The organism is Nocardia sp. FBN12 (assembly GCF_050320175.1).
Taxonomy (GTDB): domain Bacteria; phylum Actinomycetota; class Actinomycetes; order Mycobacteriales; family Mycobacteriaceae; genus Nocardia.
In genome coordinates, this window is sequence record NZ_CP190048.1 from 5,081,994 (window position 1) to 5,097,512 (window position 15,519).

Annotated in this window: 12 protein-coding genes; 4 read left to right on the top strand and 8 right to left on the bottom strand. The window is 67.7% G+C overall.

Annotated elements, in window-relative coordinates; genetic code table 11:
- Positions 1–2 precede the first annotated feature (2 nt).
- On the bottom strand, positions 3–1,244 hold the full coding sequence (gene arcA / locus ACQHI0_RS24110) for an arginine deiminase (protein ID WP_427904100.1): 1,242 nt from the start codon (positions 1,242–1,244) through the stop codon (positions 3–5).
- 152 nt (positions 1,245–1,396) lie between these two features.
- On the opposite strand from arcA, the gene soxR reads away from it, so the two are divergent.
- Together soxR and ACQHI0_RS24120 are read left to right on the top strand one after the other, a co-directional pair.
- Positions 1,397–1,882 (top strand): redox-sensitive transcriptional activator SoxR, encoded by a 486-nt coding sequence (soxR, locus tag ACQHI0_RS24115; RefSeq protein WP_427904101.1) that lies wholly within the window; start codon positions 1,397–1,399, stop codon positions 1,880–1,882.
- Between the two features lie 33 nt (positions 1,883–1,915).
- A complete protein-coding gene (locus ACQHI0_RS24120; protein WP_427904102.1) occupies positions 1,916–2,668 on the top strand; it encodes an isocitrate lyase/PEP mutase family protein in 753 nt (250 codons plus the stop codon).
- A gap of 3 nt (positions 2,669–2,671) precedes the next feature.
- On the opposite strand, the gene ACQHI0_RS24125 is transcribed toward ACQHI0_RS24120, so the two are convergent.
- From ACQHI0_RS24125 to ACQHI0_RS24150, 6 genes are all read right to left on the bottom strand, one after another.
- The gene (locus tag ACQHI0_RS24125; RefSeq protein WP_427904103.1) at positions 2,672–3,802 is read right to left on the bottom strand and encodes a glycosyltransferase; all 1,131 of its coding nucleotides are present in this window, start codon (positions 3,800–3,802) and stop codon (positions 2,672–2,674) included.
- 154 nt (positions 3,803–3,956) lie between these two features.
- Positions 3,957–4,943 (bottom strand): GAF domain-containing protein, encoded by a 987-nt coding sequence (locus ACQHI0_RS24130; protein WP_427904104.1) that lies wholly within the window; start codon positions 4,941–4,943, stop codon positions 3,957–3,959.
- A gap of 8 nt (positions 4,944–4,951) precedes the next feature.
- A complete protein-coding gene (locus ACQHI0_RS24135; RefSeq protein ID WP_427909278.1) occupies positions 4,952–6,769 on the bottom strand; it encodes a putative bifunctional diguanylate cyclase/phosphodiesterase in 1,818 nt (605 codons plus the stop codon).
- Positions 6,770–6,837: 68 nt separating this feature from the next.
- Positions 6,838–9,006, bottom strand: a complete 2,169-nt coding sequence (locus tag ACQHI0_RS24140; protein WP_427904105.1) for an Rv1355c family protein — start codon at positions 9,004–9,006, stop codon at positions 6,838–6,840.
- Positions 9,007–9,314: 308 nt separating this feature from the next.
- On the bottom strand, positions 9,315–9,755 hold the full coding sequence (locus ACQHI0_RS24145) for an AraC family transcriptional regulator (RefSeq protein ID WP_427904106.1): 441 nt from the start codon (positions 9,753–9,755) through the stop codon (positions 9,315–9,317).
- On the bottom strand, positions 9,752–10,195 hold the full coding sequence (locus ACQHI0_RS24150; RefSeq protein WP_379325758.1) for a GyrI-like domain-containing protein: 444 nt from the start codon (positions 10,193–10,195) through the stop codon (positions 9,752–9,754). The genes ACQHI0_RS24145 and ACQHI0_RS24150 overlap by 4 nt, the downstream gene beginning before the upstream one ends.
- A 151-nt stretch (positions 10,196–10,346) precedes the next feature.
- Between ACQHI0_RS24150 and ACQHI0_RS24155 the strand changes: the two genes are divergently transcribed.
- Complete coding sequence (locus ACQHI0_RS24155) at positions 10,347–12,596, top strand: hypothetical protein (protein ID WP_427904107.1); 2,250 nt, start codon at positions 10,347–10,349, stop codon at positions 12,594–12,596.
- Between the two features lie 121 nt (positions 12,597–12,717).
- Here ACQHI0_RS24155 and ACQHI0_RS24160 read toward each other — a convergent pair whose 3' ends face one another.
- The gene (locus tag ACQHI0_RS24160) at positions 12,718–13,605 is read right to left on the bottom strand and encodes an alpha/beta hydrolase (protein WP_427904108.1); all 888 of its coding nucleotides are present in this window, start codon (positions 13,603–13,605) and stop codon (positions 12,718–12,720) included.
- A gap of 364 nt (positions 13,606–13,969) precedes the next feature.
- Between ACQHI0_RS24160 and ACQHI0_RS24165 the strand changes: the two genes are divergently transcribed.
- A complete protein-coding gene (locus ACQHI0_RS24165; protein ID WP_427904109.1) occupies positions 13,970–15,454 on the top strand; it encodes an MDR family MFS transporter in 1,485 nt (494 codons plus the stop codon).
- Positions 15,455–15,519: the final 65 nt, after the last annotated feature.

Here is a 15,519-nt window from a genome sequence, read left to right on the forward strand (position 1 = left end):
GCTCACACCTCGTCTCGGGACAGCGGGCAGGACATACAGCGGGGACCGCCGCGGCCGGAGCCCAACTCCGAGCCACTGATGGTGACCACCTCGATACCCGCCTCGGTCAGGCGCGAGTTGGTCATTTCGTTGCGTTCGTAGGCCACGACCACGCCGGGCGCCAGGGCGAGGGTGTTGTTGCCGTCGTCCCACTGTTCGCGTTCGGCGTCGGGTCCTTCGCGGCCGGTGTCGATCACGCGCAGCTTCGCGATGCCCATCGCGGTGGCGGCGGCGGGCAGGAAGGGTTCGGGTCCGGTGATGCTGATGCGTTCGAGATCGCCGCGTCCGGAGAAACCGTCCTCGCGACGGATCGTGAACGCCTCCAACGTTTTCCGCACGCCGGGATACATGACCACCGCGTCGGAGTCGACCATGGTGCAGACGGTGTCGAGATGCATGGTCGCCCGGTTCTGCGCGATCGGCACCACCAGCACGGTGTGCGCGAGGTCGTCGTCGAACAGGCTGCGCGCCAACGCTTCCGCGCCCGCGGGCGTCGTTCGCTCGCCGACACCAACGGCGACAACACCTTTGGCGAGCAACAGCACATCGCCGCCCTCGATCGGCGCCGTGTGTGATTCGTAGGCCCGCCGCACGCCGAGGAAGCGCGGATGGAACGCGTAGACGAGGTCGGTGATCGAGGTCTCGCGGCCGCGGGCGGGCAGGGCCAGCGAGGTGATGGCGACCTTCGGACCCACCCAGAACGAGGAATCGCGGGTGAACAGCAGATTCGGCAGCGGATCGATGACGAAATCGCCGCCGTGGTGCATCCGCCGCACCAGCGAGGTCGCGTCGGGGCCGAACGGCAGCTCGTCGAAGGTCATCCCGGCCATCAGGATGTCGGCGAGCTCGCGTGCGTCGAATTTGCGCAGTTCGGCGGCGAGCTGGTCGGCCAGGCCGTGGCCGAGCCTGCGGGCGTCGACCGCTGCCGAGATGCCCTGGATCCTGGCAGCCCCACTGGCACTGAGGGTTTCGGTCAGCAGATCTGCCAATAACAGCACTTCCACCCCGCGCTCGCGCAGTACGGTGGCGAAGGCGTCGTGTTCGGCTTGCGCGCGCTCGACCCAGGGGATGCCGTCGAACAGCAGCTGATCGTTGTTGCTCGGGGTGAGTCGGCGTAGTTCTGCACCGGGGCGGTGCAGCAGCACCGTCCGTAGCCTGCCTACCTCGGAGGTGACGGTCAGGCGTGAGTCGGGGGCGGTTCCCATCTGCAAACCGTAATGCGAGGACGGCATGTCTGCGAGCCGCAACGCGCTGGGTTCGGCCCGTCAGTGCGCGTTCGCACACCTGTTCCGCTCATTTTTCGTACAGGACACGAATACCTGAAGTATTGTTTAGGTGGAAGTGGGAGGAGCTATAGATGACGATGGCCGATTGGCAAACGAAGGAGCTGACCCCCGGGCAGCTTTCCGATCGTAGTGGAGTTGCAGTGTCCGCGTTGCACTTCTATGAACGCGAAGGTCTCATATCGAGCCGTCGAACCAGCGGCAATCAACGCCGATATTCTCGCGAGACGTTGCGCCGGGTCGCCTTCATCCGCATCTCGCAACGAGTCGGCATCCCACTCAGTGAGATCCGGTCGGCATTGGACCGGCTCCCAGAAGGCCGCACCCCGACCCGTCGCGACTGGGAGAATCTGTCGACGACCTGGCGTGCGGATCTCGACGACCGCATCACCCAGCTCGTCCGCCTGCGCGACAACCTGACCGGCTGCATCGGCTGTGGCTGCCTCTCGCTCGGCTCGTGCAAGCTCGTCAACGAGCACGACCGCCTCGGCGCGGAGGGCCCCGGCGCGCGCGTGCTGGATGTTCAGGTGAACTGCCCGCCCAAATCCGGCTGCGTATAGCCCTTGTCGGACGCCTGGGGCATCATCGCGGGTATGACTTCTCTGGATACCAAGGCGAAAACCCTGCTCGAACTGCACCGTCCGGGAAATCCGGTGGTGCTGCCGACCGTATGGGACGCGTGGTCGGCGAATGTCGCTGTGGCGGCCGGTTTTTCGGGTTTGACCATGGGTAGCCACCCGGTCGCCGACTCGATCGGCCGCGCCGACGGCGAGGGTATGAGCTTCGATGAACTCCTCGCCCGCGTCGCCCAGGTCACCGCCTCGGTGGAGGTCCCGGTCTCGGTCGACATCGAATCCGGCTACGGCCTCGAACCGCTACAGCTCATCGACGGCCTGCTCGCCGCGGGCGCCGTCGGCCTCAATATCGAAGACACCGTCCACAGCGAAGGCAAGCGTCTTCGCACCCCCACCGAACACGCCGACCTGGTCCGCGGCCTCCGCGAAGCCGCCGACGCGGCAGGCGTCCACGTGGTGGTCAACGCCCGCACCGACCTGTTCCTCCGGCAAGACGGCGAGGAATCCGACCGCCTCGACCGCGCTATCGCCCGCCTGACCCTGGCCGCCGAAGCGGGCGCCGACGTGCTGTACCCGGTGGGCAAGCACGCCGACGCCGACCTGCGCCGGCTCACCACCGACCTGCCGTTGCCGATCAACGCGATCGGCCAACCGGGCACCCCGGCCAAGGACTACTTCGCCGGCCTCGGCGTAGCCCGCATCAGCTTCGGCCCGTTCCTCCAGGCCGCGCTGGGCAGCGAGGCGACCACCCTGCTCGCCGCCTGGAAATAGCGGCTACGGCCTGCCGAGCACGGCCAGCATGCCCGCGACCGCGCGGGGCCAGCCGAATTGTTCGGCGCGGGAGCGGGCGGCTCGGCGGCGACCGGAGGTCGGCATGGCCAGGACGTCGGTGACGGCCTGGGCGAAGGCTCGGGGGCGGTCGGCGGCGATGGCTCCGCACTCGGTGGTGACGATGTCGGCGAGGGCGGAGGAGCGGCTCGCGACCACCGGGGTGCCTGCCGCCAAGGCCTCCAGGGCGGCGAGGCCGAAGGTTTCGTGCGGGCCGGGGGCGAGTGAAACATCCGCGGTGGCAAGGAGTTTCGCCACCATCGCGCGGTCGTTGATGAACCCGGTGAAGTGGACCGCCGGTGCGCCGCCCGGGAGGGCAGGCAGGGTGCGGGCGCGGCGTTCGAGTGACTCGCGGCGGGGGCCGTCACCCGCGACGACCAGGCGGGCGGGCACCCCGGCTCGATGCAGGGCGCCGACCGCTTCGATGCTGCGGTCGACGCGCTTCTCCACCGAGAGCCGTCCGCAGTGCACCAGCAGCGGGTGTCCGGCGACGCCGAGATCGGCGCGCAGGCCGAGGTCGCGGCGGCGTGGGCTGAACAGGTCGAGGTCGACGCCGAGCGGCACCAGTTCCACGTTGGGCGCGCCGATCCGCAGGAATTCCTCGCGCGCGAAATCAGTGGTGCACACGACCATGTCGTAGTCGTCGGCCGTGCGCCGGTTGGCGACATCGGCGCAGCGGCGCGCCGCGGGTCCGGGCAAGAACTGGCCGAGGAGCCGGTCCAGCCGCTCGTGCGAGATCATCACGCTCGCCACTCCGCGTCGCCCCGCCCATCGGCCGAATCCGCGCAGCGTGAGCCGGTCGGACACCTCGAGCACATCCGGCGACAACCCCGACAGCACATCGGCCACCCGCCGCGGATCGGCTGCCCGATATCCACCGGTCCACGGAATTCCCAATGCGGGCAGGGTAATTCGCAGCGCGCCCGTGGGCAGCACCTCTTCGGAACGACGCGACCCCGGCACGATCAGCACCACTTCGTGCCCCGCTGCCACATAGCCCTCACCCAGGTGGTGCAGGGCAGTGCGCAACCCACCCGACCGCGGGCCATAGAAATTGGCTAGCTGCACGATGCGCACCCGCCGATCGTCGCGCCGCGCGGGTTACCCAGGGGTTATGCCCGAGGAACGGGAAGTGAACAGCGTCGAAAGATGCGACCAACCAGCATCGGGACACCGGGACCGCCTGCCCGCACAACCCGCCGACCAGCGAAGACGCCGGATCGGACGGCGATCAGCCGGGGTGGTCGGCCGACCAGACGCGCAGCAACCCGTGACCGGTGGCGGCCGTGGTGATGGTCACCAGCTCGGCGTCCGCGTTGATCCACTCCCCCTCCGCGAAGCGCACGCGCAGTGCGAGCCGCTGTGAGGTACCCGGCCGTCGGGCGGCGTCAGCGCACGCCGCCCGCAGTGCGGCGAAATCCGCGGGATCGATGGCCGGTCGTTCCACCGCCCACCGGTCAAGGGGCGGGGGCGGATCCGCTGCCCATTCGTAGATGATCCCGCTCGACAGCAGGACGATGCCGACGCCGACACCGCTGCGCTGCGACACCGCACGCAGCATCGCGACGTCGGGGTCGACGGCCGCCGCGTCATCGCCGAGTTCGGGCAGCGCGTGCATCAACGCGCTCACTCTGCGCTGCTCGGGTCGCGCCCTTGTCACCATCTGGAATCGGCGAACGCCGTCGTCGTCACCGAGCATGTCGACCTCGCCCTGCCAGTGCCCGCCAGGCTCGAGCCGGGTGGCCATGTCGAAATAGTCGACCCGGCCGTCGAAGCGAACCATGCGCCCGAACGCGTCGGGCGGCGTGCGGACCACCTGCACGTGCTCCGACTCCCTGGCGAAGACGAGTTCCTCCAAACCGGGCCCGTGATGGGCGAGTTCGGTGACCGCGTCCCAATCCCATGCGGCGACCCGCCGTTTCGGCCGGACCGGCGCGTCCACCGGACCGACCCAGACCTGGACGCCGTGGATTCCGTCGAAGGCGCAGCGAATCGGCTCGGCCAGCACGACGTTGTCACCCTCGACCGCGCGCTGCGGGTCGCCGGCGGCTACGCATCGGCGCACCGTGTCGACGACGAGGCGAGCACGCGCCGGACCGACCGTGCGGTGCAGCCGCGCGGCAACGGTCCACGGTCTGGTGGTGGCGTCCTCGGCGACGAGGGTGGGCTCGAGATCCCCGGCGAGGGTCTCCAGCAGCAGCCATCTACCAGCCGGCATATTCGCGATCAGCTCGGCGCCACGCCGCGGCCCGCTCGCGGCAGATCGAGATCGAGCGGAATACGGCCCTCCCGTAACTGCGCCTCGACTTCCTCGGCGGGCATCGGCCGTGCGATCAGGAAGCCCTGCGCGCGATAGCAACCGAGTCCGACGAGCGTGCGCGCCGCCATCGCCGTCTCCACGCCCTCGCCGACCACGCCGAGGCCGAACGAGCCTGCGAGTCCAATGATCGATTTCACGATCGCCAGGTCGTCGTTGCTGTCACCGAGACGCTGGACGAACCCGCGGTCGATCTTCACCGCGTCCACCGGCAGCGCCTTGAGATGCGACAGCGAGCTGTAGCCGGTACCGAAGTCATCGATGGCGATCTGCACGCCCATCCGCTTGAGCCCGCGCAGGGTGAGCCGGGTACGCACGAGGTCTTGCACCACGACATGTTCGGTGATCTCGAGGCACACCGAACTGCCGTCGATGCCGAACAGCTGCAGGACATCTTCGATGCGTTCGACGAAATCCACCGAAACCAGCTGCACCGGCGAGACATTGATCCGGATCACCACATTCGAGGCCAGCCCGCGTCGGCGCCAATCCGCGAATTGCGAACAGGCGGAACGGATTACCCACCGGCCCAGTTCACCGGCCAGGTTGGTGGCCTCGGCCACCGAGACGAACGCGCCAGGCGGCAGCAGCCCGCGCGTGGGATGCTGCCAGCGCACCAGCGCTTCCAGCGCCACGATCCGCCCGGTGCGCAGGTCGACCTCGGGCTGGTAGTGCAGCACCAGCGACCCGTCCGACACCGCGCTGCGCAGGTTCAGCTCCACGTCGTCCTGCAGTTCGAATTGCGCGCGCATGGCGTCGGTGAACACCGCAACCCCATTGCCGCCGCCGGACTTCGCCGACAACAGCGCGTGATCGGCGCGGCGCAGCACATCCGACACCTGGGTCTCGCCCGGAATGCCGAGTGCCACCCCGACACTCACACCACGACTGACCGATTCCCGGCCCACCGAGACGCGGCGCCCGATGAGCTCCTGGATGCGGGTCGCCTCCAGTTCGGCGGCGACCGCGTCCATCGGCGCCGCGGGCACGATCACGAACTCGTCGCCACCGAGCCGGGCGATCATGTCGTCGGGTTCCAGATTCTCGCGCAGCCGGTGGGCCAGCGTGCGGATGAAATTGTCGCCCGCGCTGTGGCCGAGGAAGTCGTTGAGCGCCTTCAGCCGGTCCAGATCGAGGAAGAAGGTGGCGATCGGGCCCGGATTGCCCGCCCGCAATCGCTGCTCCATGTACTCGAGCAGGGCGCGGCGGTTGGCCAGACCGGTCAGATCGTCGTGCAGGGCGATGTAGCGCAGCTTCTCCTCGGCTACCACGCGCGCTTGCAATTGTGCGAACAGCGCGGCGATCGCCTTGAGGACGTTGAGCTCGCGCTTGGACCACGCGCGGTCGCCCATCTTCACGAAACCGAGCACGCCCGTCGACTCCCCGCGCGAGACCAACGGCACGCAGGCCATGGCCACCTCGGGGATGCCAGAGGACTTGCGGATCGTCTCCTGATAGTCGGCGCTGGCGGTATCGGGTCGGACGATGATCGGTTCGACGGCGTATTCGAGGGCGCGGAAGACCGAATCGGCATGCTCGAATTCGACCTCGCGCAGCGGATCGGGATCGGGAATGTCGACGCGAGGTGGCCATTCCGCGATGAGGACGGTCGTACGCCGCGCACGGTCGGTGTGGCGTAGATAGCTCACGTCGACATCGAAGTGCTCGACCAGGGAGGCGAGCACACGCTCGCTCACCGCCACCATGGTCGTGGCGTCGACACCCATCAACTCGGAGGCGACCTGGGTCACCAGTGAGTCGAGCGTTTGCCGAGGCACGTTGTCTCCGATCCGCGCTATCCGTCGTTGCTACTGCCGGGCACCGGCACAGTTCTACTGCCGGGCACCGGCAACCGTCGACTGCGAACGCTCGCAGCCGCGGCGTAGCTCAGACGAAGAACCAATGCCACGTTCTCATCCTCAGGGATTCCCAGCAGGTCCAGGAAACGTCTCTGAATGCTGGCAAGTGTATCTGTGAACTCGGGAGAAACGCTGCGCAAATCATCGGGCCGGTCGGCATAGAGGAACACCGGCGACACCGGCTGCACCGCGAGACCGAGCAGTTGCGCACGTAGCCATACTCTTTCCACCGCGGCACCGGCCCGCGCGTAGCCGGCCAGATCCGGCTCACCGTCGCGGGCACCGAAGGTGATCGCCACCAGCGCGGAGCTGGCCCGCACCCGGTCGACGGTGAACTCGCCGAGCGCCGAACCCGCCGACCACTCGCGCAACCGATCCATGACATCGGTGCGGCGACCGACCTGCATCTTCGCCAGTTCGTCCGGGGCCGGGTCGAGCGTGCGCACGTCGATCCCGGTCATCAAATCTTCACCTGGCCAACGCAATTCAGCGTAGAGCTGTTCGTGCAGCTGAGGCGTGAGGTAGCGGACGCGATCGCTGGCGCCGAGCAACAGCGCCGCCTCGGCCAGCGCGTCGACACCGGTGATGGCGCGCACGCTCGCCTGTTCGGCCGCGGCGGCTACGGCCAGCGCGGGCAGGACCGTTCCCGGCAGCGGCGCCGGGCGGCCGAGGCGGCGGTTGGTGTGCCTGGCGAGCGCGAGCGGATAGTCGGCGGCGAGGTCGGGGTCGGTGCCCGCACGCAGTCGCAATCGGGCGATCAAGGGGGCGGCCGGGTCGTCGACGACCAGTTCGTGGTCGGCGAGCAACCCGTGCGCAGCCGCGGCAGCGCGGGCGTTGTGCACTGCGGCACCGATCGCGACAGCACTGCCACGCAGGCGCACGTCCATGGCCGTCGACCCCGCGGGATCGAGGGCGAGCTCGATCAGCTCGGTATCGCCGCGCAACCGCCACGGCTGCACGTTGCCGCCGGACGGCGCGCGCTGCGCGCAGGCGAGTATCGCCGCGACCGGGTCGGCAGGCGGCGGTTCGACGGGGTCATCGACGACGGCGTCGATGCCGTCGTCGAGGTATCCGGGTTCGGCGAGGGAGTCGAGGGTGGCGTCGAGGTCGACGCGGGTGCGACCGGAGGACAGCTTGGCGCCGAGCCCGATCCGGCGGACAGCCGCGGTGACGATCGCGGCGCCGAGCTGCACGTCGCTGCCGAGTTGGGGCCAGGTGGTGATCGTTTCACCGATCTCGGCGAGGCTGGCCGCCATCCGCGAGGACAGCTGCCCCGGGTCGAGGATCCGCAGCACGTGCGGTGCCTTGGCCTTGGTGTCGAGGTCGGCCAGTTGTTCGCCGGTGGTCGCGCCGAGCAGGCCGTGGAAGGGTTCGCGGTCGGGTTCGAGGTCGTAGCGTTCGACATCGAACAGACCACGGTCGCTGGTCTCCATCAGCAGCGGCATCCGGTGCCTGCGCGCGGCCTCGCGCACCGCGAATTTGATGTCGAGGGAATCGCATTCCTCCACCACCACCGACAGCCCGTCGAGGAACTCGTCGACCGTGTCGGCCAGCACACCCGCGGGCCAGATCTCGACCGGCAGGAAGGGGTCGAGTTCGGCGATCCGGCGCGCGGTGACGATCGCCTTGTTCACGCCGACGTCGAACAGCCCGCCGGGCACTCGATTCAGATTCGACAGCTCGATCGTGTCGAAGTCGGCCAGGCGCAGCAGCCCGCAGGCCCCCTCGAGCGCGAGGGTGTAGGCGATCGAGTGGCCGACGCTCTGCCCGACGACGCCGACCCTCAGCTGGGTGAGGCGCTGCTGTTCGCTCCTGGTGAGTTTGTTGCGGTTGCGGTCGGAGCGAATCGCCTGGAACGCCGTTGGCCCGAGGATCGCGACCAGCGCGCGTCGCCACGGGTAGTAGACCCAGCGTTCCTCGCCCGCGTCGATCCCCGGCGGCACACCGGTGAGCCGGTCCAGCTCGGCACGCAGCCCGGCACGCAGGTCGTCGGTGCGGATTCCGGCCAGGTCCGACAGCTGCCGCAGAGTTGCCGTGTCGGCGGGGTCGGTCGGGTCGAGAACGAGCGGGCGATGATCCATCGCCGGATAGTCGGGGCCGGTCATGGAGCGATCCGATCCCGCGCCGGGAGCACCTCGACCGATTCGGCCCGACGGTGAATGCTCCGCAACCACACTCCAGCCAGTATTTCTTCGACAGCCATCGTGTTCCTACTCCGTGCTCAACGCCCGTGCGCGGTCGGCTTCCTACCGATGCCAACTGGTGCAGTATCCGTCATTCGGAACGAATGCACCATACGAGTGGCTAATTTTCCGGTAACCTTCTGAGCCAGTTGAAATAACCCCAGGTCAGAACGGGTGTATACACGCAAGGCGAGGTAATGCAAACCGATCGGTTCGAATTCGGCTAACTTTCAGCTATCGACGGTGATCGACACGAACAACTCGACCGTATCGGGGCCGTGCCACACTTCGATCTCCTCGCGGTAGGCGCGGGAGATCTCGGCGGACGCGGTCGCGTCGTCGACCTGAGCCCAGACGTCTTCCACCGGGTCGTGATAGTCGCCGTTGGGCGCGAAGCGGGCGTAGATGCCCTTGGGGACAGCCAGCATGAGATCGCCGACCGGCACGTCGGCGGGGGTGGCGTATTCGCGGGCGACCAGCGCGTTCCAGTTGCCCGCCGGATCCGGGACGTAGACCGTGTGCAGCGGTTCGCCGCCGCCGGGACGGTCGCGCAGCCGGTCTTTGAGGAACTCGATCAGGTCGCTGTTGCTCACCTTGAAGCTCGGGTGCACCCGCGGCACCGCCAGCCCTCCGTACAGCGCCGCGCCACGGACCACGATCGAATAGGTCATCGCGGGTCGACCGCCAGGTACAGGTCGATCTTGTAGGCGTGCGGGTAGCACTCGAAATCGCCGGTGAAGGTGCGCTTGATCTGGTTGTGTTCTTCGGCGTAGGCGATCTGGGTCCACAGATCCGTCATCACCTGCGGGAAGTTACCGACCGAGGAGAAGCGCGCGTAGGTGCCGCGCGGGAGCCGCGCCGCCAGATGTCCACGGGTGACCTGCTCGAGCGAATCGCACTGATAACCCACGATCTGGGTGTTGTAGGTGCTCAGCTCGCCGGTGTAGTCGGTGTACGCGCTGGCCAGTGGCCCGCCGAGATCCTGATGCAGGACCGCCGACCAGGCTGCTTCGAGGTCACGGTCGCGCAGCTCACCGAGTGCGCGTTTGGGACTGCGGACCGGAAGCCCGGCCACCCAGGTCTCGTCCCGCTCGACGAATTCGAACTGCAATTGATGACTCTCTCGAAGGGTCCTGCTCGGGTTGCGCCATGCTATCAAACCCCACCCTAACCACATCTGAGCTGGACAAACGTCCACCACCCCGGCGTGGATACCGCACGCTATTGTTCGATTCACCTGGATGCCCTAAACTCCCGCGCTCGTGTGGGTACGCGCGGAGCTCGAACCGCGAAAACAAGTCGTGCAGTGGGCCGGTGTGGTCGTCGCCGCCGTATTGGTCGGGTATCTCGCTGTGCTACTTGGCGATTCGCGGCACTTCTATACCGACGACACCGAGGCGCAGTACGTGCCCATGTGGCAACTGCTCGGTACCGAATTGCGGGCAGGCCGCTTCCCGGCGATGGTGCCGTGGGAATGGATGGCGGGCAACTACAGCCTCGAGGAGGCCGGGCTCTACAACCCCGCGCAGTTGCTGGTGTATCTGCTGGCGCCCTCGTTCGACAATCTCGCCCTGTACGCGACCGCCGTGAAGTTCGTGTTCGCCGCGATCGCCGCGCTCGGCGTGTTCCGTATCTGCCTGGCCTACGGCGCCCGTGCGCCGTGGGCCGCGGTCGCCGGCGTGGCGTTTCCGTTCAGTGGGTGGTTCCTGTTCTTCGACGAGGCCAGCTGGTTCACCTCGCAGACCGGCACCGCCTGGCTGGTCCACGCCTGGGCCTCGGCCGTTCTCTACGCACGCGGGCGCTCAGGGCCGATTCCGGTCTTCGTGTTCCTGTACCTGGCACTGACCATCCAATACGCCTTTCCCGCAGTCGAATCCGGACTGATGATCGCCACCGTCGCCGCGGGCGAGTACCTGTACCAGCGCAAGTGGGCGCCGGTTCTGCGGCTGCTCACGGCATCCGGGCTCGCGGTGCTCGCGTCGATGATCGCGAACCTGCCGATCCTGCTGTCCTCACAGGCCACCTGGCGCGGTGACGTCTCCACCATCCACAACGACCCCTTCCTGACCGTGCCGTGGTCGGAATCGCTCAATGCGAGCCTGCCCAGCACCGTGCCCGCGTTCACCGCGTGGTGGGGACATGTGCAGCCACTGCCGATGGTCTACATCGCGTGGTTCGTGATTCCGGCGCTCGCGTTCATCGATTGGAAGGCCGCGGCGCGTCATGCCGCGTCGTGGAGCGGCATCGCGCTGTTCGCGGTGGCGACCCTGATGTGGACAGCGGGACCTGGCGCGATCGGACCGCTGCGATGGCCGGCGCGGGTATTGCCGATGCTCGCGATCGCGCTGCTTGTGCTGGTGTGTGTGCTGATCAGCCGGTACGGGGACTTCACTGCGTCGCGGCGGCGGTACGCGGCGGCGGGTGCCCTGATCGCCTTGCTGTTCATCCGATCGTTCTCCGCCGCACCGAAACTCGTCGAACGCCATGCCCTCGCCGCGTTCGTGGTGGTCGGGCTCGGCGCCGGGGTGGTGTGGCTGGCACGCACTCGCGGGATCGCGGCCGCGGCGGCGTTGACCATCGTCGCGACATTCCCGATCGCGTTCGCCCAGGTGGCATCGGCACCGCGAACCCCGATGTCCTACGGTTTCGCCGAGCAGCGCTCGGACATGACCGCCGCGTTCCCCGATTTCGGTGGTCGCACACTGCAATTGGCGGACCGGATCATGGTGCGCGACGAAGAGCGCACGCTCGCGGGCACTTACGGCTCCATCGCACTGGGCAGCTATGCCAAGAACCTCGGTCTGCAGTACGTGAACGGCTACACCCCCGTCGGGCACGCGGCCTTCGCCGGATTGCTGTGCATGGCATGGGACGGCGGCACCTGCCCGGACGCGTACCGGCGGGTCTTCGCCGTCGAACCGTCGACCGACACACCGATCGTCGACCTGATGCGGCTGGATCGCATTGTCCTGCAACGCAGTCAGTACCCCCACGCGGGAAACGACCCCGCCCCCGCCGGCTGGAAGTTCGTCCACTACCCCGGCCACGAACGCCAGATCTGGGTCCTGGAACGACTGAACCCGCTGCCCTCCCCCGGCGACCTGATCGCCCACGAATCCGGCGTCCACGCCACCGTCATGCCCGAAGCGGGCCTCACCAACCGCGCCACCGTCTCCTCCGGCACCGGCGGCCGAATCGTGTTGTCCCGCCTGGCCTGGCCCGGCTACACCGCCACCCTCGGCAACAGCGAAATCCCCATCCGAGCAGTCGCGGGAACCTTCGTCGCGGTCGACATCCCTCCCGGCACCCACAACGCGACCCTCACCGTCACCTGGCGCCCACCCGGCCTGCCGATCAGCCTCACAACCGCCCTACTGGCCCTGATCGGTATCGCACTCCTCCAGTGGTGGTCCCGCCGCACCCGCCACCCCACCCCACCCAACACCCAACACCCCCAAGCAGTTTCCGCCCTACAGACCACGCCGAACTCACCCACCACCCCCAGCACATAGCTTGTCCAGGTCTTCACACACCTCCCAACCCACCCACCACACTCCCGACCACACCGCGCACCCCAACCCGTCCCCGTCTTCCACAACCCACCCACCACACCGTGCACACCGGCCTGTCTCCTCACCCGATAGCCGCGGCCAGATGCGGCCACGCTTCATGCAAATCAGCCTCGAACTGCCCCCACGTATGCGACCCAGTCGGCCGATGAACATGCACAGCCGGAATCCCCAACTGCCCAAGCCGCCCCGCAAAGGCAGCCGTACACGCCCCCGCCAAAGTCTCGATCGGCGGCATCGGCAACCCACGATCCTTCGCTCCAGGAAAGCCCGTCGCGGCAGACAGGAAAATAGTCTTACCCGCAAGCCGCCCCGCATTGGCGAAGACGTCATGCTCCCGCCACCCCGGCCCACCCGGAATCCCCCACATGTTCCCCGGATTCCCACCACCACGCACCGCCTGCGCACTGGCCATCGCGATCCCCATCGGATCCGAAGCCCACGGACACCCACTCAACGCCGCCACCGCGGAGAACCGCGTCCCGCTCTGAATAGCCAGGTCCAGCGCCGACGACGCACTCATCGACACCCCCGCGATCGCATTGCGCCCGCTCGCATCGAGCGCACCGTCGATCACCCCGGGCAACTCCTGGGTCAGATACGTCTCCCACCGCACCCGCCCGACCCCCGGATCATCGGACACCCAGTCGGTGTACAACGTGAACGCGCCGCCGACCGGCATCACCACGTTCACGAACTTGTCGGCGAAGAAGTTGCGGACATCGGTGTTGTCCCACCACGAGATCCCGTCCGCGCCACCGCCTGCCCCCGTGAGGAGATACAACGTGGGCGCCCCAGCCCCCGCAGCCTTGATCACCTTGTTCTGGATCACCCGCCCCATCGCGGGCGAATACACATCGATCTGAGCGGACCTACCACCCAGCGGCGCCTCCCCCGCCACATAGGCCCCCGGATCGGCCGATGCCTTCGCACCCCCGAGAGCAGCAATCATCGCGCACACCACAGCAAGCCACGTTCTCGATGTAGTCACAATCCCGGTATACCCGGCGTCCGGAGGTAAACACAGGCGAACACACCGATCGGTCATGAGCCCGGATCCCGCAGTGACCAGGCTCACCATCGGATCTGAGATTCGCTTCGATAACCCCGCTGACCTGTGGCTTCGAGCCCGCACAGACCAGCGCGCACCCGAAAAACCAGGTGATTTGTGTCGTACCCGACCGGAATACTGACCGGCGCCCGATGAGTTAAACCGACGGAATCCGTCTTTTCTCATGTGGTGCCGGGACATCGTCGACTCGGTATCGGGCCACAGCTCCCGCCCAGCCGCTCCCATGTTTCCCGGAGGTACCCCGATGCCAGCCGACGTCTCCCCACCGATGACGAAGGGCAAGACACCGACCGTCATCCGCGTGCTGGTGCTCGCGACCTTCGTCGTCATCCTCAACGAGACCATCATGATCAACGCGATCCCGCGGTTGATGAGCGACCTGCACGTCACCGAGGTCGCCGCGCAGTGGGTCTCCACCGCGTTCATGCTCACGATGGCCGCGATCATCCCCACCACCGGCTGGTTCCTGCAGCGGGTCACGACCCGGCAGGCCTATGCGGCCGCGATGGGCGTGTTCATCGTCGGCACCGTGATCTCGGCTCTCGCGCCGACGTTCGCGATACTGCTGATCGGCCGCGTCATCCAGGCCGGTGGCACCGCGGTGATGATGCCGCTGCTGATGACCACCCTGATGACCGTCGTGGCGGAGCGGGACCGTGGCCGCGTGATGGGCAACGTCACCCTGGCCATCTCGGTCGCGCCCGCCATGGGCCCGGTCATCTCCGGCCTGATCCTGCAGATCGAGATCCCCGGGATCGAATCCTGGCGACTGCTGTTCGTGGTGATGCTGCCGATCGCCGGTGTGGTCACCTGGCTGGGTCTGCGTCAGCTCGAGAACGTCGGCGAGCCGCAGCCCGGCACGCTCGACCTCCCCAGCGTGGCGCTGGCCGCCCTCGGCTTCGGTGGGCTGGTGTTCGGTCTGAGCAAGTTCCACGGTGACAGCTACACCACCGCGGCACTGATCACCGCCGGTGGTGTCGCACTGATCGCGGCGTTCGCGCTGCGTCAGATCAGCTTGCAGCGCAACGGCACCCCGCTGCTGGATCTGCGCGTGCTGCTGCAGGGCACCTACACCAAGGCGCTGGTGCTCATGTCGATCGCGTTCCTGGCGATGATGGGCTCGATGATCCTGCTGCCGCTGTACCTGCAGAACCTGCGCGGGCTGAGCCCACTGCAGACCGGTCTGCTGGTGATGCCGGGTGGTCTGGCGATGGGTCTGCTCGGCCCGACAGTCGGCAAGATGTTCGACAAGTTCGGTGGGCGCGCGCTGGTGATCCCCGGCTCGATCGGCATCTTCGCCTCGCTGGCCGGTTTCACCCAGATCTCGACGGACATGCCGTACTGGCAGCTGCTCGGCCTGCACATCCTGCTGATGGTGTCGCTGGCCGCCGCGTTCACGCCGGTGTTCACCCTGGGTCTGGGCGCCCTGCCGATGAACCTGTACTCGCACGGCAGCTCGATGCTTGGCACCATCCAGCAGGTGGCGGCCGCCTTCGGCACCGCCCTGGTGGTCACCGTCATGTCGGCGCGCAGCACCTCGCTCATCGACGAGGGCGTCGCACCGGCCACCGCCACCCTGGACGGCATGCGCCTGGCCTTCCTGATCTCGGCCGCCCTGGCCCTGATCGTGATCGTCATGGCGGTCCTGCTGCCGAACCGCGCGGCGACCGACCCGCACGCCGCACCCGTGCAGGACGCCGCTGACGAGCCGGAGCTGGTCAAGAACTGACCGCGATCTCCCGAGTATCGAAAGGCCCGCCTCCGGTGAGGCGGGCCTTTCGCGTTTCTGCGTGA